The organism is Xanthocytophaga agilis, from assembly GCF_030068605.1.
In the GTDB taxonomy this organism is placed as follows: Bacteria; Bacteroidota; Bacteroidia; order Cytophagales; family 172606-1; genus Xanthocytophaga; species Xanthocytophaga agilis.
In genome coordinates, this window is record NZ_JASJOU010000012.1 from 120,054 (window position 1) to 144,913 (window position 24,860).

Consider the following 24,860-nt stretch of genomic DNA (forward strand, 5'->3'; position numbering starts at 1 on the left):
ATAACGGCTGAAGAGTTTGGGCTCAGAATGAAGGGAGAATATGCTCTGGCTTAGATACAATCCATGTATCCAGAAATCAGGTAGTTTTTGTAATTTACAGAACAATTGATCTAATCTGAAGTAATCAACTAATAAATGGCAACAGAGAAAGTAATCATAGATGATATGAAGTATCGATGGGTCGGTATCCCATTGATTGGATTGGTTATGCATTTTTTCTCACATGATACAAGAGGCGTTTCTTGGTTAAGTATTGATTTTCTACAAGGTTGGCTTACTGCTTGTGTATTTACATTTTTATATTGGGTTGGTAACGCATGGATTTGGAAGAAACTTACACATACGTTTCCACATTACTCACAAACCCGGAAACGACTGCTTTTGCTTGCTCTGTATAGCTTGCTGTACAGTCTTATCGTGCCGGGAATGCTGGATGTGATACTTATGTATTTTACAGATCTTGCATGTACCTATGATTCATTTATGGGAAGTTGTCTAGTTGGGTTAATACCTACATTTCTGTGTTTGCTGATTTACGAAAGTGTATTCTTTTTTGAGTCCTGGAAAGCGAATGTAAAAAAGACAGAAGCACTGGCACGGGAAAATGTGCAGTCACAATTGGAGACATTAAAAAACCAACTAGACCCCCACTTCTTATTTAATAGTTTGAATACACTTGCCTCACTAATAGATGATCAGAATACCCCCGCTCAGGAATACTTAGAGCGCTTGGCAGATGTGTACAGATATGTCTTGGTAAGTCGCGAAAAAAATACGGTAACGTTGGAAGAGGAAATGGACTTCCTGGATGCCTACATCTACCTTAACAAAGTTCGTTTTCGGGAAAATCTGAAAGTGGAGAAAAAAATCTCTTCCAACGCTTATCAACAACAGGTGGCGCCTTTGAGTATACAAATGCTGGTAGAAAATGCTATCAAACACAATATAGTTTCCAAAGACAAGCCTCTTACTATAAAGATATCACAAGAAGATGATAACTATCTAGCTATAGAAAATAACGTTCAGGAAAAGATAACTTTTGAAAAATCTACTAAGGTAGGATTACAGAATATTATTAATCGTTATAGCTTGCTTACAAACAAACAAGTTAACATACACAAAAGTCCGGATCTTTTTACTGTTCGGATTCCTTTGTTACAAGCCATATGAAAACCCTTATTATTGAAGACGAATATCCGGCTGCAGAACGGCTCGAAAAAATGATTCACAAAGCAGATGCTGATATTCAGATTATAGGTGTACTGGATAGTATTGCTGCTGCCGGAAATTGGTTTTCTGTAAATCCGCTGCCAGATCTGATATTTTCAGATATTCAACTTTCAGACGGACTTAGCTTTCAGATATTTGAATTGTTCTCTGTAAAGGCTCCTATCATTTTTACCACATCATACGATGAATATGCTATCAAAGCTTTTAAAGTCAAAAGCATTGATTATTTATTAAAGCCAATCAAGCAACAGGATTTAGAAGATGCACTGGCAAAATTCAAAGAAATGCAAAATGTATTTTCTCCTTCTGACTATGCACTTCGAATAGAATCATTGCTGGATAATCTGCACACTTCCGGAAAAAAGTATAAGAATCGTTTTTTGGTCAAACAACATGATCAGTTGATTCCCATAGCTCAGGAAGAAATTGCCTATTTTTTGACGGCTAACGAGATGGTTTGTCTTATACGCAAAGACGGCCGACAATTTTTAGTAGACTATACATTGGAAGAGTTAGACAAGTTACTAGACCCGCAACATTTTTTTCGCCTCAACAGACAGTTTATTGCGTCACTGTCGTCTATCACCCGCATTCATACCTATTTTAATGGAAAGTTAAAGCTGGAACTAAAGCCCGAGGCCTCTCAGGAAGTATTAGTTAGTAGAGAAAAGGCTCAATTGTTTAAAGACTGGATGGAAAGCTAAATATCAGAATCAGCGTGGTTACTTATTCATTGAAAAAATAATTCATAGAAAGCTTACAGAAAACTACAAAAGATCCGTTAAAGAATAGAAATCTTTATTACCAAACTATTCTGTCTCTATACTATGAGGTTTTCAACCCTTGAAAAATCATTTATGGCAGCTATTGCCATTGCTGTTCCTTTATTTGTTGTTGCCTCCCGCTTACAGAATCATCAATTTCAGAAGGCTGCTCTTATGGCCAAGAAAGTTGTAGTAGCCACACGGGTAGATTCCAGTACAATAGTTATAACACCCAAAGGTGACTATGCCAGACAAAAACAGGAGGTATCAGCAGCTCAATCACGGTTAAAACAGCTTTATTTACAGGCAAATACACAAGTCGAAAAAAAGAAAGTGCTGGACTCTGCCGGACGTTATCTGACAGACGCAATTGTGAACCATTTAGTCCCACATTGGTATGGTACTCCCTGGAGTTTTGAGGGATATACTGAAACACCCAAAAAAGGTGAAATTGCCTGTGGGTATTTCGTTTCTACAGTACTCAACCATGCCGGGCTAAAAATAAATCGATTCAAGATGGCTCAACAAGCCCCTGATAGTGAAATAAAAACCCTACATCAACAACCTATCGGAATTTTCTTTAACGCAGAAAGTGTCTCTGCTTTTCAGGATTCGGTGAAGACCCTACTTAAAGAAGGATTATACATTTTTGGTCTCTCCAATCACGTTGGATTCTTGTTGCATCAAAAAGGACAGGTATATTTCATCCATTCCAGCGGATATTTTCCTGACTATAAGGTAGTCATTGAACATGCATCGAATAGCCCTGTTTTATATTACCCCCAAGATTGTAGGCTAGGAGAGATCACTCCTAATGAAAAGTTGGTAAAGCAATGGTTATTAGGGGAAACCGTGGTAGTACAACAATAGGTTGAAAAGTATTAGATCTCAGATTACTCCTGAAGAAAAGGGAAATTTTGATTAGAGATACAGATAGACACAAATAAATGGATTTCTGATCAGAAGATGTTTTAACCAGAGTTTTGATCATGTGGGAAGAAATATCAAAATATTGATTATATTTTACAATTATCAGAATTCTGATTGTCCCACAAAAGTATCAGAACTCTGATAATCGTTTTATTTGAACTAAACTCTGGTTATTTTATGCTTTGGATTTTCTTTAATGTACAGTATTAGCCTTCTGTCGCAAAAAGTATTCTTAATAAGTAGTGAAAGCGAAGCTAATCAGATTTGCTCCCATACGTAAAGCCTGTTGGCGTTTATCTTCCGGATCATTGTAAACAGATTGATCCTCCCAGCCATTTCCAAGATCACATTCATAACTATAAAAGCAGACAAGGCGGCCCTGATAAAAAATTCCAAATCCCTGAGGTGACTTGCCATCATGTTCGTGTACTTTGGGCAGTCCCTTAGAGAACTCAAAACGCTGATGGTAAACCGGATGATTGAACGGGATCTCAACAAAGTTAAGTTCTGGAAATACCTTTTTCATTTCCAATCGTATAAACTTATCCAGACCATAGTTGTCGTCAATATGTAAAAAGCCACCTGAAATAAGGTATTTACGAAGGTTTTTAGCTTCTGCATCTGAAAATACCACATTGCCATGACCTGTCATATGGACAAATGGATAAGAAAATAATTCTGCACTACCTACTTCTACCACCTCTTCCTCAGGAGCCAGATTTAATTTCAGGTTTTGATTGCAGAAAGTAATCAGGTTCGGTAAGGATGTTTTGTTGGAATACCAGTCACCACCTCCATTATATTTCAACTTAGCGATTTTTAGTACAGGTTGTTGGGCTGCCAGGTGAAGTGTAAACAAAAGCAGGCAGAATGCGAAAACATGTTTATAGTGAGTATATCTCATATAATTACTTTTGATTAATAATGTTTAGAATATGGCAAGCCGCCATTGCTGCTGTCTCCGTACGTAAGCGACTTTCTCCTAAACTTACAGGAATAAAGCCCTGTTGTTGTGCCATTCCTACCTCTCTGGGTGAAAAATCACCTTCTGGTCCGATCAGGATACAGTATCGTTGATTGGGTTTGGCTATTTCCGAAAGATAGTATTTTTTCTGTTCATCCAGATAGCCTATAAACTTCTGATCCCAGAGGTCTGTTTTAGTAACGAATTTTTCAAAAGGAATGATATCTTGTATTTCGGGTAATTGTGCTTTCAGAGATTGTTTCATCGCTGAAACACAGATTTTTTCCAGTCGATCTGTTTTGAAATGCTTTCGTTCAGAATGATCACACTGAATAAAGCTAATTGTATCAATGCCCAGTTCCACACATTTCTCGACCAGCCATTCTGTTCGGTCTGGATTTTTGGTGGGTGCTACTGCTACATGAATGAAATAATCCCGTTTTCCATAATCCGACTGATGTTGCATTATCTGAAAGCGAGGTTTTTTTAAATCAGATGAGACAATTTTAGTAGTATATAAGTTGCCTTTCCCATCTGTTATATGTATGAATTCACCAGTCTCTAGTCGTAATACCTTTAAGGCGTGACGCGTTTCTTCTTCTGGTAATAGGGGTGAATCTGTTGTAAAATCAGGTGCGTAAAAAAGTAACACAGGCGCTTAAATGTTTGTTGTTTACCTGTCCAAAGGTACGATTTTCATACAAGAAAGCTATTTTTGAGAAAGTTGATAATAGTTTGTAATGTATTACATTAGCTCTAATCCTGGATCCCAGAATACTTTTTTGAAATTCTGCACCTGATTATCTTTTACCTCAATGCCTTCAGCCTCTAATAAAGACTGCATTCTGTCTGGCTTACCAAAAAAGTGCAGGCCTGTAAGGACGCCTTTATGATTGACAACCCTATGTGCAGGCACATCATCAATTGAATGAGCTGCATTCATAGCCCAGCCTACCATTCGTGCCGAACGTTTGGCCCCCAAATATTCTGCGATAGCGCCATAGGTAGTCACCCTGCCAGCTGGTACTAATCGCACTACCTCATATACATAATCAAAGAAATTCTTCTTCTTATCTTGTATGTCCATTTTGATTCGTATTTTGATTAAGCCAAAATCTTTCAGAGACTTTGTAAATGATCACAATTTAACCAATAAATAATATGCCTGGATTTGAATCTCCAAAATTCATTCGCACTTTCACAAATTCACCTGTTCTTTAACAACATATCATTCTTCTATGCAATCATCCCGTTTCTGGCAAACTACTACAGCGGTTGGCCTTTTCATTGGATATAGTGGTTATTATCTATGTAGGTCTAATCTGGCAGTAGCTACTCCTTTGATTATACAGGAATTTGGAGATCAGGGCATTGACAAAGAAATGATGGGCAAAATAGCTTCGGCTGGGGTGATTGCCTATGCTATTGGAAAGGTAATCAATGGATTGATAGGAGATGCAATAGGGGGAAAGCGTGTTTTCTTATTCGGAATGATTGCCTCTGTGCTAGCCACCATTTTATTTGGTTTAGGAGGAGGAATTCTGGTTTTTTTTGTGGCTGTAGTATTTAATCGGGCTGTGCAATCAATGGGATGGGGCGGATTAGTTAAAATTACAGCACACTGGTTTTCATATCGGAATTATGGGAAAGTTATGGGCTTATTAAGCCTGAGCTATTTATTTGGAGATATTGTCGCCAAATTATGGCTGGGCCAGTTAATCCGGTGGGGGCTAACCTGGCAGGAGTTATTTTTTGTGGCAGGAGGGACCTTGTTTCTCATTGCGCTATTTTGTCTGTGGGCTGTCAAAAATGATCCGGAGAGTATGGGATTTGATGCTCCTGAGGTTAACCCAAATAGTTTATTGAAGGACGATAGTAATGAAAAAAAAGCTTCGCTGGGAGAAATTCTTCGGACCTATTTTAGTAGTCTCTCTTTTATTCTGCTTCTGATTATGTCATTTGGCCTGACTGCTATTCGGGAAGCTTTTAACTTCTGGTTGCCTACCTATTTGTTTGAAGTTGCTGACTTATCAGAAGGGGCTGCTTCCCAATTCAGTTCATTATATCCTGTATTTGGTATGATATCTATACTTGCAGCAGGTTTTTTGTCAGATTCTGCATTGCGAGGTAAACGAAGTATTCTAATCCTGCTAGGATGTGTACCTATGACATTTGTCCTTATCTTGATGGCTGCTGATTTAAAAGGACAGATTGTACCTCTAATTCTTTCTTCTTTAATAGGTTTATTACTGCTTGGTCCTTACTCTTTTCTGGCAGGTGCTATGTCTATGGATCTGGGAGGGCGCAAAGGTTCTGCAACTGCTGTTGGATTGGTAGACGGCGTAGGCTATCTGGGAGGAACGCTTTCGGTTTGGCTGACTGGACGTCTGGCGCAATACAACGGTTGGAATAGTGCCTTTTGGGTGCTTGCCGTTATTACAGCATTAACAGCCATTGCTGCTGGTATTTTTTACTGGACTCAAGAGCGACAGAAGACAACTGAAATGGCTTATTCAGGGGAGAATTAATCACACCTTAATGGAATTATCCGGATAAAATTAGAAGTCAAAATACATTTCCGTGTGTTTGGCTAACTAAAAAACGAGCAAGAGGAGGCAGTGTTTTTAGAAAATGAACAGACATTGCTGTGAGCCGTTCATTGCCAAAAAGTTTTTGTAGATTACGCCCTATCCATACTCTTTTGGCAAATAATTTATTCCATTGCTGAGTATAAGTAGCCTCCAATTTTTCACGAGGCCATTTTTGTTCATCTGCTATAAGCAGTAAACCTGATAAAAGTTTAGCAGAATGGATTGCCATTGCCATCCCATTGCCACAGAGAGGTGTAATCATTCCTGCGGTATCGCCGGACATTAAAATATGATTTTCAACAGCTGTTTTTGGTGCAAACGATATCTCATTAATTACTTCAGGTTTTTCAAATAGAAACTTGGAATTGCTGAATATCTGACAAAGAAAAGGATTCTTTTGTACAATGCTTCTTTCCATCTCTTCGATGGATCCGCTTTTTTTTACGTTCTCACGAGTTGTGAGGTAGCAAAGATTGTATTTGTCTCCTTCAACAGCACTCAAACCACAATAACCATCTTTAAAATTATGAAGGGCTATGTAATTTGCTGGGAAGTCGGTCTGGATGTGATACTTTACACCAACATATGGAGATCGTTTATGTATGTAGCTACGATTTAATTGTTTATCCAGCTTTGCTCGCTTACCATAGGCTCCAATCACGAATCGAGCTGTATAACTGGTGTGGTCTGATAAAGTGACAGAGAAAGTGTCACTTGAAAAGATCACATCTTCCACACTTGTGCCAGTAATTATTGTAACTTGTGATTGTAGTGCTTTGAGATAGAGGTTATAATCAAGTGTATAACGGCTAATCCCAAATCCGCCCATATCTAAAGGCATGGAAAGCAGTGTACCGTTAGGCGCTGAAACCTGTAAATGGTTGATAGAAGAAGCTCCCCATTCCGTTGGATTAATATCTAGAGATGCTAAAAAAGGAAGTGTTTCATTGGAAATATATTCTCCACATACTCTGTGAAACGGATAGGTTTTCCGCTCTATTAATACTATTTTTTTTCCTGCTTTACTTAATACAATTGCATTAATCAACCCTGCTAAGCCACCTCCAATAATAAGAACATCATACATAACTTTTTATTACACTACTAAAGAATTACCTTACCCGAAAATTAAGATAAAAACCATTGAATAATACTATGTTTAGTAGAGATAATTATTTAACTAAACTTAAAAAACTGCAGAACTTAAGTTACAGACAATGATTTAACATTACGATAACAATACCCTGTAAAACTTCACTTATCTTGCAAAAGAAAACACGTTAATTATTTATGTTTGGATTAGAAGTCGGATTATTAATTCTCCTCTTGTTTTGTCTGTTCTGCGCCTGTGCTTTTGAGTTTGTCAACGGATTCCACGACACTGCCAATGCTGTAGCTACCGTTATTTATACCAACTCTCTTCAACCCTGGACGGCTGTTACTTGGTCTGGTATCTGTAATTTTGTAGGAGTGCTCACGGGTGGTATTGCTGTTGCTATGGGTATTGTTAATTTGTTACCTACCAATCTTCTCATCGATCAAAATGTCTGGCACAATGTGGCCATGATTCTGGCCTTACTATTCAGTGCGATTATCTGGAATCTGGGAACCTGGTATTTTGGTTTGCCTGCTTCAAGCTCACATACATTGATTGGCTCAATCTTGGGAGTAGGTCTTGCCTTTGGTTTAATGAATAACTCTGTTGAGTCTGTCAACTGGGGAAAAGCTGGCGAAATTGGTTTGTCTTTGTTGATTTCTCCTTTGTTTGGTTTTAGCATAACAATTGTTCTAATGTACATCTTGCGAAGAACGGTAGAGAACAAAGCAATATTTAAAGAGCCACCTAAAAAGCAGGCTCCTCCTTTATGGATTCGTATTATTCTCATTATCACCTGTACATTAGTAAGCTTTTTTCATGGTTCCAATGATGGCCAAAAAGGTGTAGGTCTGGTCATGTTAATTCTAATTAGTATTGTTCCTCTACGTTTTGCTATTGACAGCCGCCTGGATAAAAAAGAACTGCACACTCATGCTGCTTCACTACATGTATTAGTATCCAGTTTAGATACCACACGTTTGTCAAAAGAAGCGAAAGAAGCTATTACATTGGTTTCAAAAGAATTGGGAGAAATGGAACAGGCCATTCCAACAAAAGCAAATGAAGACATCGCTCCTGAAAAGAAACTTGAAATACGCAGAGATATCCTGTTGATCAATAAGCAAACAAGTATCATTAAGAAAGAGGTTGGACAAGAGGATACAAAAGCTATTGAGAAGGATATGGAGCGATTAAATGCTTTTACCAATTATGCCCCAACCTGGGTTACAGTGATGATTTCTATCTCACTTGGCTTAGGAACTATGATTGGTTGGAAAAGGATTGTTAGAACCATTGGTGAAAAAATTGGAAAGAGCCATTTGACATATGCACAAGGTGCATCCTCTGAATTAGTTGCTGCAAGTACAATAGGATTGGCTACAGGTTTGGGATTACCTGTAAGTACTACGCACGTTTTGTCATCAGGTATTGCAGGAAGTATGGTAGCCAGCAATGGTATCAAAAACCTTCAGCCTAAAACTATCCGGAATATTGCAATGGCCTGGATACTAACATTACCTGTAAGTATCTTCTTATCTGCAACCTTGTATGTGATTTTCCGTTGGATATTATAATAGAACTCCAGTCTATCTTCTATAATAAAAAATGCCCTGATAAGAGAATCAGGGCATTTTTTGTGTCTGAATAGTATCTTATCAGGTACTTACTGTGACAATCTGGTTGTTTTCTTTGGTATACAATGTAGTAATACGTTGGTTTCTTCCATCGAAATAGGTAGCATATTCTTCTGAGAATTGAGATCGTTTCGCAACAACTTCTTCAAAATTACCCTGAAGGCCAAGTATTAACTCACTCATCTCCCGAACGCTATGCATTTCATTGGTACTGGCATAATCAGCCAGATCTCTGTTTTTTACATAAGTAGCAAATAACGGGGCTGTATTTCTTTTTACCATTAACCGAAGACCTACTACTGCCGCAACGGAGAGATCTAATACATCATCAAATACAAAGGCTACTTCCTCAGGTTTTAGATTATAAGTTTGAAGTAAATGTTGAAGTGCCTCTCCTTTATTCTTTATTCGAAAATATACTGCATCAAAATGTTCTCGCTGAGCAAGTGCAATGCTGGAAAGGTTTTTTTCGCCAGTCATAATTCCTACAAAGGCATATTCCTGAGCATGGCGAAGCCAATGGCCAAATCGTAATAGATTAACCCCCATTGAGTCAAGTTCAGAAAACGGACTGCTTCCATCCGGAAACTTACTTCCATCTGTAAATACGCCATCCCAGTCGAAAAGATAGGCGCGAATTTTAGATACTTTCTGGATCAGTATTTCCGGAGAAGTGAAAACTTCTCCTCCATTTGCTGTAAATAAAGAGAGAATTGGATGCATAGAGTGTATATAAACAAAAAAGAGGAAAGAACGAAAGTACATACCAGATTGCAAAGATACTACAGGTGTGTACTTTCTTCTTTTCTCTTTTATATAATAATAGATCTCAGATTCTTAGATCAGATCCCACTTTGCCATATCCTGGATATCCAGCATACCCACTACCTGATCATTATCTGTAACAATGATTGTGTCGATTTGCTTTTCTTTAAAGATAGCCAGTGCTTCATTCAATAATGCATCTGCAGGAATAGTAGTTGGAGTCTTATATTCAAACGCAGACATTTTCTGGCTCATTAAGTTTTTACCATTAGATGCCAACTGGCGACGCAGATCTCCATCTGTAAAGATACCTAGCAAACGACCATCCTCTTTCATCACGCTAACAGCACCAAAACCAGACTGAGTCATTTGTACTACAGCATCCAATACTTCATCATGCAGTTTCACAACAGGATTTTTATCACTGATGATATCACGAACCCGCATAGTAACCAGACGAGTATGTTCAAAGAACTGTTGTGTACCTACTGTTGTAAAGTTATTGTCAGTTAAGATTTTCATTAACTTCCATGGTACAGTAATAGTATGGCAGCCCAGTTCGATAGCATTACGTACGTGTTCAGTATTACGTACAGAGGAGAACATTACTTTAGCATCAGAACCATAGTAGTTGATCATATCCACACACTCACGGATCAATTTCAGGGCATCATACCCCTGATCCTGCATCCGGCCTGCCAGTACACAAACATAGTTCGCTCCAGCTGTCATCGCCATATATGCTTGCTGAATAGTATATACCAGGTGCACATTGACCATCATACCACGATCACGCAGTGCTTTACAAGCTTTTACACCTTCCAGAGAAACTGGAATTTTAAATACCGTTTTAGCTGGATCAAGCCCCAGTGCTAATTGGCGTTCTGCATCTTTAATGATTTCGTCTGCTGTGCTACCCAACGCTTCAATCTGCAATACAGGCACAATTTTCGAAAGATTTACAATCATTGCATCTACATCCGTAACACCTTCACGGTGCATGAAAGTGGGAGTAGTTGTAAGGCCGGTCAGAAAGCCTAATTTCATCCCGGTTTCAATCTCTTTTAAGTCAGCAGAATCTAAGTATAATTCCATAGAGAAATAATTAACAAATAGTGATTTTTATAAATAATAGAGTGTTTTGCTTATTCCAGCATTGTTTTTCAGGTAGATAACAGTTTAGCAAAATAGGTTGTCATCCAGCGGGGCAAAGTTGGGGATTTTGATTTGATTTTTCCTAATTCTGCATACAAAACAATTCTGGGTGTTGAAATAATAGAGTTATCAATAAAAAGAAACCGATCAAATTTGGCAAAATGGTGATGTACATGAGTTATACCACCATTGAAATTAAGCTCAATACTGCCTGTATCTACATCATGCCCACCTTTTTCTACCCGTAAGGCAACCCTGCGTATACTTTCTGCAATAGAACCTATTCCCATATAAAACATATTGATCTCATAACCCTGTTTCTGAAACGCTAATGGCAAATCTATGCTACTTGGAAATGTAAAGTTGGTTTCATAGGCAAAGTCTTCGTGTTTTTCCAGCGCATCTGACCATCTCTTTTCAAATTCTCTGGCGGCAAGATGTTGTATTTGTTCCCAGGGAATAGCTTTGTATTTTAGACTTAATTCTTTTTGAAGAAGATCTCCATCAAATACATCTATATTGGCATTGACAAGCCATTTGGATAAAACACTTTTCCCTGCTCCATTTGGTCCTGCAATAACATAGAGTTGTGGTTTATCCATTTAGCACACGTACTACTGATTCTTTTCGGGTGTAAATATTAAAATGAATCAGGTGTTTGCTTCCATCTGCATATTCATTCACAAAATGAAATTCAGATTCACAACAGGTAGTATCTATGTAGGAAACAGGTAATCCTTTTTCGAATAACTCTTGTTTTATAGCAAGAACAGCAGGCAATAGCCTTTCTGTAAATTCACTTTCCGTTAATTCCCAGATGGGTTTGGATTCCTGCATATTCATATAAAATAAGTGATTGTTTGAAAAAGGATTACACCTTACTATTTGATATGATTAAACAGTAACTGCTTGTCTGTATTTTACCTCTACTTCATGTAGTTCAATCAAAGGCTTCAGAAACTCTTCCAGTTCATATACGCTCAACTGACTAGCTGCATCACAAAGTGCATGAGACGGATCAGGATGTGTTTCAATGAAAACACCATCTACACCAGCTGCTACACCAGCACGGGCAATCGTTGGCATTACCGGACGATTTCCGCCTTTTGGATCTGCACTTGGGATACCATATTTACGGATAGAGTGAGTAATGTCGAAAACAACAGGGAATCCGGTTTGGCGCATGAAATAGAAAGAACGAGGATCTACTACCATGTCATTGTAGCCAAATGTATACCCACGTTCAGTAAGGATAATCTGGTCATTTCCTGAGTCTACCGCTTTTTGAGCAGGTTTGCCCATGTTATCAGGAGCAAGAAACTGTCCGTGTTTAATATTGATTACTTTACCAGTCTTGGCAGCAGCTACCATCAGGTCAGTTTGCATACACAGATAAGCAGGAATCTGAATTATATCCAGTACTTCTGCTGCTTTCAATACTTGTTCCGGATAGTGAACATCAGACAGAAGTGGAAAACCAAATTCTTCTTTGACTTTGGCCAGTACTTCCAGACCTTTTTCCAGACCTGGACCTGTATAATAATCCAGAGAGCTGCGGTTATCTTTCTGATAAGAAGATTTAAAAATTAATGGGATGTTCAGCTTTTCAGTTACCTCTTTTAGTTTCTCAGCTGTACGCATCATAATGCTTTCATCTTCAATCACACAGGGACCAGAGATCAGGAATAATTGATCACTACCACATTCGATATCCGCCACTTTAACAATTTTCTTGCTCATAATTCTTTATAATGATAAATGTGTATGTAAACTATATCTTATCAAAACGACAATGTAAGCACTTTTGTGCCCTCTTAATCAGAATTTTGCTTTTCGGGCACGAATTTCTGTTTTTCTCACCGATAAAACAAAATTATAGCCAACTTATCGTTTACGGGTTTTTCAATTCTTACTTTTGGTATACTTTTTTGAGCTATTATAAAAACCACAAACTACTATGAGGTTAAAAACGATACTATTTACGCTTTTCTTATCAATAGGTTTTATCTATGCCAAAGGGCAGGATGTAATAAAAGGATCAGTCTCCCAAGAGAGATCTCAATTGAGTGATACGGTTGCCTTGAGTCAGGTTACAGTAGTCGGATATCAAAATAACAGATCTTTATTGGAGACGCCTGCTACAATTGGGGTGCTGAAGAATACAGATCTTCAACGTTTCTCAAATACTTCTTTTGTTTCTGCTGTGAATACACTCCCTGGTGTACGTATGGAAGAACGGTCTCCTGGTAGCTATCGGTTTTCGGTACGTGGTAGTCTGGTTCGCTCTCCATTTGGAATTCGCAATGTGAAATTTTACTGGAATGACATTCCCTTTACAGATGCAGGAGGAAATACATATTTGAATCTGATGGATTTCAATGCTATTGGAGCTATGGAGATCATTAAAGGGCCAGGAGGAAGCTTATACGGAGCAGGAACAGGTGGGACCGCATTGTTACAAAGTCCGGTTGCTGCACAAGGTACTACTATACAGTTAGGATCTATCGCTGGCAGTTATGGCTTGTTTGGAGTACATACCATGGTACAATCGGGGTCTGAAAAAATGAATGCAACAGCTTTGTATGCACATCAGGAATCAGATGGATACCGAAAACAAACCGCCATGCGTCGGGATATGGTTAGCCTGAGTACTAGATTCTTTAGCAGTGAAAACCGCACAATTTCAGTAAATACCTTTTATAGTGATTTGTATTATCAAACACCTGGAGGTTTGACCAAAGCACAAATGGATGCAGATCCGCGTCAGGCAAGGCCAGCTGCTGGAGTAAATAAAGGGGCTGAGGAGCAAAAAGCAGCTGTTTTTAACAAAACATTTAACCTCGGGGTATCTCAGGAATATGATTTTAACGCCAACTGGACTAATAAAACATCTGTATACGGAACCATTACACAGTTTGAGAATCCTACACTACGGAATTACGATAAACGAACTGAGCAGGGATTTGGAGGCCGCACAGTAACACAGTACCGTTTCGGAGGAGAGGCTATAAAAGGTAAAATCGTATTTGGGGGAGAGTTTCAATATGGATATACAGGCTTGCAAACCTATGGAAATCGGAATGGAAAAGTAGACACACTACAATATAATGATGAAATTCGGGTAAATCAGTATACTATCTTTGCTCAGACAGAACTGGATTTGCCACATCATTTTTTTCTGACAATAGGAGGGAGTTATAACAAACAGAACTATAATTTATTGCGATTCTATCCCGAAAACTCAGGTCCACAAAACCGACACTTTAATCCTATCTTTCTTCCAAGAGTAGCATTACTGAAACAATTAAATTCGAATCTGTCTGTATTTGGAAGTATTAGTTATGGATATTCTACACCAACCACAGACGAAATTCGACCTTCTACAGCCGCTTTTAATACTTCTCTGAATCCAGAAAAAGGGATAAATTATGAGATAGGCACACGTGGTAGTATACTAGGAGATATTTTAACCTTTGATATTACAGCGTTTTCATTTGGACTACATGAAACCATTGTAAGTCGTCGGACTGAGGCTGGAGCAGACTTCTATACAAACTCAGGTAAGACATCCCAGCAAGGTATTGAAAGCCGGATTGTTTTTCAACCACATATTCTCCAAAATGCTTTTGCCTCAACCAGAGTCTGGACATCATATACATACAATGATTTTCGATTCAAAGAGTATGTCCAAAGCAGTACAGATCTGAGTGGAAAGCAACTTACGGGCATTGCTCCAAATATCGTAGTCACGGGTTTGGATCTGGTTTCTACTATGGGTTTGTATTTAAATGCAACATTTAATTATACCGATAAACTTCCAGTAGACGATGCTAATACTTTTTTTGCAGCAGGATATAAACTTCTAGGAGGCCGATTGGGTTTTATGAAAGATATCAAACATTTTAATCTTAACGTCTTTGGTGGGGTGGATAATTTGTTAGATGAAAAATATAGCCTGGGAAATGATTTAAATGCAGTTGGCAACCGTTTTTATAATCCTGCTCCTGGTCGAAACTTCTACGGCGGACTTACATTAAAGTATAAAATATAGGTGTTCTTGCTGAACCTTTTGGGTAATCCCAGTAGCTTGTGCAAAACAAGTTACTGGGATTTTTTATTTCTACTAGTTTCCTATTCCTATACAAATCAGAAGTCGTTAGACAAAAATCTGTAACTTGCCTGCCCATTCCTGCATTGTATTATGGCTGAAAAACGTACCTCTGCTTTACTTTTTATATTCATTACTCTACTTATAGATGTTATTGGAATAGGTATTATCATTCCTGTAGTACCCAAACTAATCCAGCAAATGACAGGAGGCAGTGTTAGTGATGCCTCTGAATATGGAGGGTGGTTATTATTTGCCTATTCTATTATGCAGTTTCTTTTTTCGCCTGTACTGGGTGGCTTAAGCGATAAGTATGGTCGGCGTCCAGTGCTTTTAGCTTCTTTATTTGGATTTGGGATCGACTATCTGCTATTGGGTTTTGCGCCTAATTTAGGTTGGCTTTTTGCTGGACGACTAATTGCAGGAATAACGGGTGCTAGCTTTACAACAGCTGGAGCGTATATCGCTGACATCAGTAAACCAGAAGAACGTGCACAAAACTTTGGGATGATTGGGGCTGCTTTTGGGCTCGGATTTATTATTGGTCCTGCAGTTGGAGGAATATTAGGTCATTATGGCCCTCGGGTACCTTTCTTTGTTGCTGCCGGACTCAGCTTACTGAACTGGTTATATGGATACTTTATCCTACCAGAATCTTTGAAAGAAGAAAATCGCCGGGAATTTGACTGGAAAAGAGCCAATCCGGTAGGATCATTGCTACAATTACAACGTTACCCTATAATTATTAGTATGTTCGCATCGTTTGTGTGTATCTCTCTGGCAGGACATGCTACACAAAGTACATGGACTTATTACACGATGGAAAAATTTAAATGGGAAGAAGATTGGGTAGGATATTCACTAAGCTTTGTTGGGTTAATGGTTGCCATTGTGCAGGGGGGACTCAATCGGATTCTTATTCCTAAATTAGGATCCAAGCTGTCTGTATATATTGGGTTAGGGTTTTATGTCATAGGGTTTACCTGTTTTGCTTTTGCTTCAGAAGGATGGATGATGTTTGCGTTTATGGTGCCTTTCGCGTTAGGTGGACTAGCCGGACCTTCTTTACAGGGAATTATGTCCGGACAGGTGCCTCCCAATGAACAGGGCGAATTACAGGGAGCACTTACTGGTCTAATCAGTGTGACTTCAATTATTGGCCCTTTGCTGATGACCTACTTATTTGGCTATTTTACAAGTTCGCAGGCACCTGTATATTTTCCAGGAGCTCCTTTTATCATGGGAGCGGGTTTGACAGTATTAAGTATTATATTGGCTATTAATCCTTTATCTAAAATCAAAGACAACATACTCTTTGGCAGTGATAACACTGAACAACCAAAGCACTAGTGATACAGAAGATAAGGATACTGTTCTCATTATTATTTTATTTTTTTTATTGTGTATCGCAGAATATTCCTTCTCATTGTTGTAACTGAATGGATCTTCCATACAGCTTTTTCACAGGATATACCTATTGGTACATGGCGGACTCATGCTTCATATCAGTCTGCAAAGACGTTGGCTATTGCACGAAATACTGTATATGCAGGAAGTACAGGTAGCTTTTTTTCCTATGATAGTGAAACTACTCAACTACAGACTTTATCAAAGCTGGATGGCTTTAGCAATACCTCTATTAGCAAGCTGGCATATGATACTCAAACGGGTACATTAATTGTTGCATACAATGATGGCATTATTGACCTGCTTCAGGGCACTGAGCTATATACCATCACTTCTATTGCATCTTCGATCAGTATTACTACCAGCAAACAGAATAATCATATACTGATAAATAACAAGTTAGCCTATCTGGCATATGACTTTGGTGTGGTAGTGGTAGATCTTTTGTCGCATCAGATAAAAGAAACCTATCAGAATCTGGGAGTGAACGGAGCTACTCTCGCCATTTATGGAACGGCTATTTTGAATACAAAGATCTATCTGGCTACTGCCAGTGGAGTACTTTTTGCCCCACAAACAGGCGTTAACTTACTGGATTTTACCAGTTGGAACCGCATTTCTACCTCAGAAGGTGTTCCTGCTGGAGCTGCTACAATGATAGCTGTATTTGCTAATCAGATTTATGCCGTTTATGCTACCAATGAGATTTTTAAATTAGCTAATGAGAAGTGGTCAAAGGCAATAGAACTGCCTCAGAGTAAGCCTTTGTTTCTGAAGGTTTCTCAACAAAAGTTATTGGTCGGATATCCACAAAAAATAGTTGTGTGGAATGGACAAGCTGCTATAACATTGGCACATTCATTAATCTTATACCCTTTGGATGCTGAGTATACTTCCAGTGGCACTGTCTGGATTGCAGATGTTGTAAGTGGATTGTTGGGTAATGAAAAAGGTGACTTTCAACAATATGCTCCCAGCGGAACAATTCCAGGACCTTTTCAACGGCTGGAACATTGGGATAGTGAGATTGTTGCATTGCCGGGTGGTTACACAAACAGTTACACAGCAAAACAGGATACGGCTGGATTCAGTGTCTTCACTTCCAGTGGTTGGCAGAACTATATTTCACGATCCAATGATGTACCAAGACGTATTCCTGCTACAAAAGATCTGATCACTTCAACATACAATCCTGTTAATCAAACGTATTATGTCGCTTCTTTTGGAGAGGGTATTCTTGTCAAAAGTCCTGATAGCAACTGGCAGCGGTTGAGCGAGAATGGAGCACCACCTGCTTCAGCCAAAGTGACAGGAATGACAGTGGATACAAATGGAACATTGTGGGTTCTGATATACGGTGCATTTTCAGGTGAGCCTTCATTCTATGCAAGAACTGTAGAGGGTATCTGGAAAGCATATACCTTCAGTATTTTTGCTGCGCGACAAGCGCTTTCATTCGTAATGGATGACTATCAATATTTCTGGATGCAACTATCTTCTGGAGGATTATGGGTTTTTGATCCTGCTAATAATCGCGGGAAACTATTGTCGACCACTACTGGTCAGGGGGGATTACCCAATGCCAGTGTGTATGCAGTAGCTAAGGATTCGCTGGGGCAGATATGGGTGGGTACTGGAAGAGGTGCAGCCTATTTTTTCAACCCATGGGAAGTATTTGAAAGCCAATCAATAGATGCTATAACGCCTGTATACGACGGTCGGCAGGTACTTCGGGATGAGGTAGTGACCAGTATCTATATTGATGGTGGCAACCGCAAGTGGTTCGGGTCACAAAATGGTGCCTGGCTTTTTGATGCAGACATCACTAGTCAGCTGGCACATTTTACAAGTGCCACTACACCATTGCTATCAGATAATATTGTGGATATAGAAATACAACCTATAACTGGTGAAGTATTTTTTGCCACAGATGTTGGGTTGATCTCCTACAGAGGTACAGCTACAGCTGCTACAGCAACCCATAATCATGTTAAGGTATTTCCTAATCCTGTACGTCCGGGTTTTTCCGGAACAGTTGGTATTTCAGGACTAGCAGCAAATTGCATTGTGAAGATTACAGATATGGCTGGTCGCTTGGTATATCAGACGCGTGCCAATGGAGGGACTGCTATCTGGAATGTACAAAACTATAAAGGCCAGCGAGCGAGTTCCGGGATGTATCTGATCTTTTCGTCAAGTGATGATGGAACCGAAAAATTTGTAACCAAGATCGCCGTTATAGAATAAATCGCGATTTATTTCGTAATTTTAAGGTTAGTGTGTTATAATAGGATATAGAAGTATGATGAAAAGTATCTTGGCAGGAAGCTATATCCAACTATTCTATTTATTAAAATTCAGGAATTGATATTATGCTTTTTAAGACTCGTGGCATTGTCATCAACTATATTCGATTTAAGGAAACTTCCATTATTATAAAGATTTATACAGAGGAGTTTGGACTTCAAACCTATATAGAAAATGGAGCAAGAAGTTCAAAAGGGAAAAACAAGATGGCATTGTTTCAGCCACTTACTTTGCTTGACCTGGTAGTATATCATCGTGAGGGCGGAAACATTATGAGGCTTTCAGAGATCAAATGTTGTGATCCACTTACAGATGTGCCCTATAATTTTGTAAAGTCAGGCATTGCCTTATTTATGAGTGAGGTTTTTAACAAAGCTCTGAAAGAAGAAAGTAGTAATGAGTCTCTGTTTGAATTTCTGTACCAATCAATTCTGTATCTGGATCAGCAAACAGAACATTATGAAAACTTCCCTATTCAGTTTCTGTTAAGTTTTGCACAATATCTTGGGTTTGCACCTTCCGAAGCACGGGAGGTATTTGCCCAGATAGAAGAGTTTCAGTTATTAGATTATGCCAAAGAAGATGAAGAACGATTTGATAAACTAATTGAATCTCCCTATCATAAACATGTACCCCTTACCAATGGGCAGAGAAGACGTATTCTTGAATATGTACTTCTGTTTTATCGGTTACATGTCGACAATTTTGGTGAATTACGCTCTGTTTCCGTCTTGCGTGAAATGTTGGTTGGGTAAAATGGAGTAGGTCCAGGTTTTGTTCAATTCACTACTGAGTGGAAGATTATCACTGGAGTTGTACTCAAATTTTTTTCTGCGTTCTCAAAATCTGATTTCTACTCAGAAGAAAAAATATCACACCACTGATCAAATTTGAAAAATATCAGAATATTCATTACGGCCCTGAATTATCAGAGTTCTGATAATTTTTTTGTTTGACTGGAAGTCCGGTCAAAAATTCTGATGAACAGAACTTTGTTCATCAATGGATTGGATATATTAAAATGATAGTCTTGCAAAACAAAAACTCCTGCTATAGTAACGCAGGAGTTCAAAGTACTAATCAAAATAACTCTTCGTTATTTATCCGGATACAAAAGATATTTCTTGCGAATGGTGGCATATTTCTGCAAATCACTTTGCCAGGTAGCCCGGATTTGTTCTTCAGTCATACCTGCCAGAATCTGTTTTTTCAGTTCTTCACTTCCTGCCAGCAAATCAAAGTGTTTGGTGGTTAGAAAGAACTTGTTTTTATCTGGAGTCATGTTGTAAAAGTCAAGAAGATACTTTAGGGTCAAGTGACGCGTAGTATCTTGCCGATAATCCTTACCATAACATAATTGGTTTTCATGAGGTGGATTTTTAACAATTGCAGTTGTTTTGGGTGTGAATGTAAAAGATCCATAGATAGGATTTGGCGCTCCTGCTACCTGAAATGAAAAATCAGTTCCACGACCTAGACTAATAGTAGTTCCTTCAAAGAAGCAGATAGAAGGATACAAACGAATAGACGCTTCAGTGGGTAAACCAGGAGAAGGGCGTACAGGTAATACATAAGGGGTTTGATGAGTATAACCTTTCACCTGTATTACCTTTAGATCGCATTTAACGTTGTTAGCAAGCCATCCTTCTCCATTGATCATCTGAGCCAGTTCACCTACTGTGAGGCCATGCACTACAGGAATTTGGTGCATACCAATGAATGACTTAAAGGCAGGTTTTAGTACAGGCCCATCAAAGTAATGTCCATTAGGATTGGGGCGATCCAGTATCAGACACTTTTTTTTGTTTTCTGCACACGCTTCCATTACATAGTGCATAGTACTAATGTATGTATAAAACCGGGCTCCTACATCCTGAATATCAAATATGACTACATCTACATCCTTAAGTTGTTCAGGCGAGGGTTTCTTATTTTTCCCATAAATAGAAATAAGTGGCAGACCCGTTTTTTTGTCTATTGTATTACTTACATGTTCGCCGGCATCTGCATCTCCTCGAAACCCGTGCTCAGGTGCGAATATCTTTACAATATTTATTTTTTGGCTCAATAGTGTGTCTGCCAGATGGGTTTTGCCTACCAGAGAGGTGTGGTTTACAACCAGCGCCACTCTCTTCCCTTTTAAGTCTGCGATATACTCCTTGAATTGTTCTGCTCCTGTCTGAAGCGCTAAAACAGGTTTCTGGTTTACGGTAGAAGAAGGTTTTCTGACAGAAGTTTGCGAACTAACAGATGGCGAATGACAGGCGGTAGTTAAGATAAGCAGGCCTGTCAGGAGCGGTTGGTACGAAATAAACGACAATGAAAACATAAGAAAATACAATGATTTGAGATGCGGGAAAATACGCCGTTTATACAAAAGTAGCGAATTCAATCGAATCCTATCCATTGTTTATTTGATAAAAGCAATGTAACATTGGAGAAAAAACAGGGTGATTTACGTAATATGGATGTAATCCCATGTCTGTATTTTGTCTTTGGTGTAACATGATTTTGTCAGGTGACGGTATGGAATCATGTGAAAAAGTATAAACTATTACTATTATGAATATTGCGGCCTTTATTTCTGCCAGGATCAGACATACAGAAGGACAATCCTTTTCTGCTACCGTAGCAAAAATTGGAGTAGCCAGTGTTGCACTGGGACTAGCCGTAATGATTATCTCTTTTGCTATACTGGGAGGTTTTAAACGGGAAATCTATCAGAAGATTTTCAGCTTTGGGGGGCATCTGCAGGTATCCGAGTTTTCAATGAATCGATCCTACGAAGAGCCACCCATTACAATCAATACAGACCTGTACAAAAATTATAAGAATATTCCAGAGGTTGCTCATATACAAGGTGTTACTCAAAAGGCTGCCCTTATAAAAACAGATACTGAGGTGCAGGGGGTCGTCATGAAAGGAGTAGGATCTGACTTTGATCTACCTATGTTTGCTCCCAATCTGCGTGAAGGGAATTTTATACAATGGAAAGATACCAGTTTTTCCCGTGATATTGTGCTCAGCCATAAATTGGCCCGTCAGCTTAAACTGAAGATAAATGATGAAGTGCTGGTATATTTTATGCAAAATCCTCCACGAGTGCGTAAACTCCGGGTAAGTGGTATTTATGAGACGGGAATGGAAGAATTTGATGATAATACTGTATTCTGTGATATAAATCTTCTGCGTCGTATTAATGACTGGAGCCGTGATCAGGTAAGTACCTATGAGATATTTCTGAAGGACTTTACTGATATGGAAACTGGTACCAAGAAAGTATTTGACAAGATGGAGTACTCCATGAATCTGGTCAAAATCACTGATAAATACAATCAGATTTTTGAGTGGCTGCTTTTGTTAAACCGAAATGTTACTATCTTCCTTGCCTTAATATTATTTGTGGCATGCTTTAACATGGTGGCAATTTTACTGATTTTAATTATGGAACGTACTCAAATGATAGGTTTATTGAAAGCTGTTGGAGCACGCAACCTGAAAATTCAGGAGATTTTTTTATGGGGAGGATTACGGCTTATCGGTATGGGAATGCTATGGGGCAATCTGATAGGAATAGGCTTTTGTGCCCTTCAATATTTTTTCAAAATCATACCCTTGGATCCGGAAACCTATTATATGAGCACTGTACCCATTCAGTGGGATTTTCCTTTGATTCTTTTGCTGAATGCTGTAGTACTGGTTTTGGTGCTGGGCATATTAGTTATCCCAACACTTGTCATTACCCGAATTAATCCTGTAAAAGCAATCCGGTTTGATTAGTCTCTCAATCTGTTGAAAAAATGTATGCAGCGAATACGTTGGTTTCTATGGGTCTTGTGCATGCCACTGTCTGTATCTGCTTATACAGATATGGTTGTAGGTAAAAGAGATACCATGAAATTCATTAAAGTACATTTTTTGTATGGATCAAAGCCCAAAAAGGAATTTAAGTTCTTGGAAAAGAAATGGTTTGGAGGGATGCATGGTGGCCATGTAAGTATAGAAACAGATAGCATAGTAACTGGATTTGGCCCTAAAGGAAAATTTCATGTTTTTGGGTACAAAAAGAACTTTCATAGTCATTTTTTCTCTCAGGGAATGCTGGAGTGGATGGATGATTCTGTTGGGATGAAATATGTATCTGTTACTATTCCTTTAACCTTGATACAATACCAAAAATTAGATTCTATCCATAAAACTTATCAGAACTCACCACCTTATGATTACGCTTTTGTTGGAATGCGATGTGCTGCCGCTACCTATCATATCCTAAGCCAGTTGGATCTGGTGCCTGTTCGTGGCCATCATAGAATGGTAATCAACTATTTCTATCCCAAATTGCTTCGAAAACGCATTTTAAAGCTAGCTGTTGAAAAGAAGTATGCAATTCATCGGCAATCCGGAAGAATAACCCGTAAATGGGAAAAGGATTAATAGCTTAGTGTGGATTTACTGTTTTTTCTGCATATATAGCTGATGTAGTTCTGTAAGAAGAGGTGAGAGGCTAGGAAGAGTATCAGACAATGTAAAATTAATTGTATACACTTTGTTGTTAAGTTGTACCTCCAGCCATTCATTGCCACCAACCTTACAATCTGTGCAGGAAATATGATGAGACAATAAAGCTAATTGTTGTGTGTCGATCTTGTTTAGTAACTGATTCCAGATTACAGGATCTGTTTTCCAAGTGTAAGTAATAATCTTTTGTCCGTTGTTACTGATACGCTTTAGAGAAGATACCGATTGTTCAACAGACAGTTCTCCTGTGCAATATCCCATACATTCTGTGTAGCTTGTACCATTACGAATCACAATATTTGCCTGTTCACTATAAAACTGAACAGAAGTATCATGGTCTTTTTCACAGGCACCAAAGAGAGGAAGGACAAGGAGCCATTCTACATGCCATTTTCTCATACAACTTGGGGATTATTTACAGGAATAAGACACATTAAATATAGAAATGGTTGCAGTCTATAGAACATTATACTAGAAATACTACTTTTAGAGATTCGATCAACGATCTATATTTTATGTTAAAGACTATTTATGCCTATATACTCCTGGCTTTTTCTTTTGTCTCTGTATCATTAAACGCACAAACTACAGTTATTGTACAAGAGACTGATCAAAAAACTATAACAGAAATTGTTTCCCATCGTGACTCCTTAATTACCAAGGATCTTCCAATACGTATGGTTGCCATTGGTAAAATGCTGATAGGTAAACCATATGTTGCGAAGACACTGGAAACAGGTAAGGAAGAACAGTTGGTCGTGAATCTGCGGGGCTTTGATTGTACAACTTTTCTAGAAACAACACTGACACTAGCAAAACTTGTACAAATGGACAACCAGGATTTTACAGCCTATTGCCAGACATTAACAACTATCCGGTATCGTGGTGGGGAATCTGGAAAGTATACTAACCGGTTACACTATCTCACAGAATGGTTATCAGAAAAACAGAGAAGGGGGGAAATGGAGGACATTACGCAAAAACTGGGTGGTGTTCCCTATGAGAAGAAGATTGATTTTATGACAACTCATCCACAAGCTTATGTACAGCTAGCAGATAAACAAAACCTCGAAGCTCTTCAAGTCGTAGAAAGAAATCTGAATACACAAAAGCATTATTACATTCCAAAAGCATCCGTTGGGAAGATCGAATCTCAATTGCAGGATGGAGATATTATTGCCTTTACTACTAATATCAAAGGTTTGGATGTAGTGCATGTAGGCTTAGCCATTCGCAAAGGAAACCATGCTTATTTGCTGCATGCTTCGTCAGACCAGAAAAAAGTGGCTATAAGTACAGTACCAGTAGGGCAATATATTCTGAAAAATGCTGGGCAGAGTGGGATTATAGTTGCAAGACCACGACAGTGATGATTTCCCGAAATCAAG

The 24,860-nt window shown here is 38.6% G+C and carries 23 protein-coding genes; 12 read left to right on the forward strand and 11 right to left on the reverse strand.

What is annotated here, in order from left to right; translation table 11 throughout:
- Positions 1 to 135: 135 nt before the first annotated feature.
- From QNI22_RS27990 to QNI22_RS28000, 3 genes are all read left to right on the forward strand, one after another.
- Positions 136 to 1,170, forward strand: a complete 1,035-nt coding sequence (locus QNI22_RS27990; RefSeq protein ID WP_314515959.1) for a sensor histidine kinase — start codon at positions 136 to 138, stop codon at positions 1,168 to 1,170.
- Positions 1,167 to 1,934 (forward strand): LytR/AlgR family response regulator transcription factor, encoded by a 768-nt coding sequence (locus tag QNI22_RS27995; protein ID WP_314515961.1) that lies wholly within the window; start codon positions 1,167 to 1,169, stop codon positions 1,932 to 1,934. The genes QNI22_RS27990 and QNI22_RS27995 overlap by 4 nt, the downstream gene beginning before the upstream one ends.
- Positions 1,935 to 2,057: 123 nt before the next feature.
- Positions 2,058 to 2,864: a hypothetical protein gene (locus QNI22_RS28000; RefSeq protein WP_314515963.1), complete on the forward strand. Its 807-nt coding sequence runs from the start codon at positions 2,058 to 2,060 to the stop codon at positions 2,862 to 2,864.
- Positions 2,865 to 3,156: 292 nt separating this feature from the next.
- On the opposite strand, the gene QNI22_RS28005 is transcribed toward QNI22_RS28000, so the two are convergent.
- The 3 genes from QNI22_RS28005 to QNI22_RS28015 form a co-directional block, all read right to left on the reverse strand.
- Positions 3,157 to 3,828 (reverse strand): DUF4159 domain-containing protein, encoded by a 672-nt coding sequence (locus tag QNI22_RS28005; protein WP_313995495.1) that lies wholly within the window; start codon positions 3,826 to 3,828, stop codon positions 3,157 to 3,159.
- Between the two features lie 4 nt (positions 3,829 to 3,832).
- The gene (locus QNI22_RS28010) at positions 3,833 to 4,540 is read right to left on the reverse strand and encodes a 16S rRNA (uracil(1498)-N(3))-methyltransferase (RefSeq protein WP_314515965.1); all 708 of its coding nucleotides are present in this window, start codon (positions 4,538 to 4,540) and stop codon (positions 3,833 to 3,835) included.
- A 93-nt stretch (positions 4,541 to 4,633) separates the two neighbouring features.
- Positions 4,634 to 4,975, reverse strand: coding sequence for an MGMT family protein (locus QNI22_RS28015; protein ID WP_313977252.1), 342 nt, complete (start codon positions 4,973 to 4,975; stop codon positions 4,634 to 4,636).
- Positions 4,976 to 5,126: 151 nt separating this feature from the next.
- On the opposite strand from QNI22_RS28015, the gene QNI22_RS28020 reads away from it, so the two are divergent.
- Complete coding sequence (locus tag QNI22_RS28020) at positions 5,127 to 6,416, forward strand: MFS transporter (protein ID WP_314515966.1); 1,290 nt, start codon at positions 5,127 to 5,129, stop codon at positions 6,414 to 6,416.
- 37 nt (positions 6,417 to 6,453) lie between these two features.
- On the opposite strand, the gene QNI22_RS28025 is transcribed toward QNI22_RS28020, so the two are convergent.
- The gene (locus tag QNI22_RS28025) at positions 6,454 to 7,566 is read right to left on the reverse strand and encodes an NAD(P)/FAD-dependent oxidoreductase (RefSeq protein ID WP_314515967.1); all 1,113 of its coding nucleotides are present in this window, start codon (positions 7,564 to 7,566) and stop codon (positions 6,454 to 6,456) included.
- A gap of 203 nt (positions 7,567 to 7,769) precedes the next feature.
- Between QNI22_RS28025 and QNI22_RS28030 the strand changes: the two genes are divergently transcribed.
- Positions 7,770 to 9,152 carry an inorganic phosphate transporter gene (locus QNI22_RS28030; RefSeq protein WP_314515970.1) on the forward strand — a complete coding sequence of 461 codons (1,383 nt, stop codon included), beginning with the start codon at positions 7,770 to 7,772 and terminating at the stop codon, positions 9,150 to 9,152.
- Positions 9,153 to 9,233: 81 nt separating this feature from the next.
- Here QNI22_RS28030 and QNI22_RS28035 read toward each other — a convergent pair whose 3' ends face one another.
- The 5 genes from QNI22_RS28035 to kdsA all read right to left on the reverse strand — a co-directional run bounded on the left by QNI22_RS28035 (position 9,234) and on the right by kdsA (position 12,872).
- Entirely contained in the window at positions 9,234 to 9,935 is a 702-nt protein-coding gene (locus QNI22_RS28035) for a phosphatase (protein WP_314515973.1), read from the reverse strand.
- Positions 9,936 to 10,049: 114 nt separating this feature from the next.
- Positions 10,050 to 11,072 (reverse strand): transaldolase family protein, encoded by a 1,023-nt coding sequence (locus QNI22_RS28040; RefSeq protein WP_314515975.1) that lies wholly within the window; start codon positions 11,070 to 11,072, stop codon positions 10,050 to 10,052.
- 68 nt (positions 11,073 to 11,140) lie between these two features.
- Positions 11,141 to 11,734 (reverse strand): ATPase, encoded by a 594-nt coding sequence (locus QNI22_RS28045; RefSeq protein ID WP_314515977.1) that lies wholly within the window; start codon positions 11,732 to 11,734, stop codon positions 11,141 to 11,143.
- The gene (locus QNI22_RS28050) at positions 11,727 to 11,975 is read right to left on the reverse strand and encodes a hypothetical protein (protein WP_314515979.1); all 249 of its coding nucleotides are present in this window, start codon (positions 11,973 to 11,975) and stop codon (positions 11,727 to 11,729) included. Before QNI22_RS28050 ends, QNI22_RS28045 begins: the two co-directional genes overlap by 8 nt.
- 51 nt (positions 11,976 to 12,026) lie before the next feature.
- Complete coding sequence (gene kdsA, locus QNI22_RS28055; protein WP_314515982.1) at positions 12,027 to 12,872, reverse strand: 3-deoxy-8-phosphooctulonate synthase; 846 nt, start codon at positions 12,870 to 12,872, stop codon at positions 12,027 to 12,029.
- A 217-nt stretch (positions 12,873 to 13,089) separates the two neighbouring features.
- Between kdsA and QNI22_RS28060 the strand changes: the two genes are divergently transcribed.
- The 4 genes from QNI22_RS28060 (at position 13,090) to recO (ending at position 19,709) form a co-directional block, all read left to right on the forward strand.
- The gene (locus tag QNI22_RS28060) at positions 13,090 to 15,183 is read left to right on the forward strand and encodes a TonB-dependent receptor (protein ID WP_314515984.1); all 2,094 of its coding nucleotides are present in this window, start codon (positions 13,090 to 13,092) and stop codon (positions 15,181 to 15,183) included.
- Between the two features lie 150 nt (positions 15,184 to 15,333).
- Complete coding sequence (locus tag QNI22_RS28065) at positions 15,334 to 16,590, forward strand: TCR/Tet family MFS transporter (RefSeq protein ID WP_314515986.1); 1,257 nt, start codon at positions 15,334 to 15,336, stop codon at positions 16,588 to 16,590.
- A 51-nt stretch (positions 16,591 to 16,641) separates the two neighbouring features.
- On the forward strand, positions 16,642 to 18,894 hold the full coding sequence (porZ, locus tag QNI22_RS28070) for a type IX secretion system anionic LPS delivery protein PorZ (RefSeq protein WP_314515989.1): 2,253 nt from the start codon (positions 16,642 to 16,644) through the stop codon (positions 18,892 to 18,894).
- A gap of 125 nt (positions 18,895 to 19,019) precedes the next feature.
- Entirely contained in the window at positions 19,020 to 19,709 is a 690-nt protein-coding gene (recO, locus tag QNI22_RS28075) for a DNA repair protein RecO (RefSeq protein ID WP_314515991.1), read from the forward strand.
- A 341-nt stretch (positions 19,710 to 20,050) separates the two neighbouring features.
- Here the strand turns inward: recO and QNI22_RS28080 are convergent, their stop codons facing one another.
- Positions 20,051 to 21,283, reverse strand: a complete 1,233-nt coding sequence (locus tag QNI22_RS28080) for an exo-beta-N-acetylmuramidase NamZ family protein (protein ID WP_314515993.1) — start codon at positions 21,281 to 21,283, stop codon at positions 20,051 to 20,053.
- 233 nt (positions 21,284 to 21,516) lie between these two features.
- On the opposite strand from QNI22_RS28080, the gene QNI22_RS28085 reads away from it, so the two are divergent.
- A complete protein-coding gene (locus QNI22_RS28085) occupies positions 21,517 to 22,734 on the forward strand; it encodes an ABC transporter permease (protein ID WP_314515996.1) in 1,218 nt (405 codons plus the stop codon).
- Positions 22,735 to 22,758: 24 nt separating this feature from the next.
- Positions 22,759 to 23,388 (forward strand): hypothetical protein, encoded by a 630-nt coding sequence (locus QNI22_RS28090; protein WP_314515997.1) that lies wholly within the window; start codon positions 22,759 to 22,761, stop codon positions 23,386 to 23,388.
- Positions 23,389 to 23,403: 15 nt separating this feature from the next.
- On the opposite strand, the gene QNI22_RS28095 is transcribed toward QNI22_RS28090, so the two are convergent.
- Positions 23,404 to 23,871, reverse strand: a complete 468-nt coding sequence (locus QNI22_RS28095) for a hypothetical protein (RefSeq protein ID WP_314515999.1) — start codon at positions 23,869 to 23,871, stop codon at positions 23,404 to 23,406.
- A 116-nt stretch (positions 23,872 to 23,987) separates the two neighbouring features.
- Here QNI22_RS28095 and QNI22_RS28100 point away from each other — a divergent pair, with 116 nt between their 5' ends.
- Complete coding sequence (locus tag QNI22_RS28100; protein ID WP_314516001.1) at positions 23,988 to 24,842, forward strand: N-acetylmuramoyl-L-alanine amidase-like domain-containing protein; 855 nt, start codon at positions 23,988 to 23,990, stop codon at positions 24,840 to 24,842.
- Positions 24,843 to 24,860: the final 18 nt, after the last annotated feature.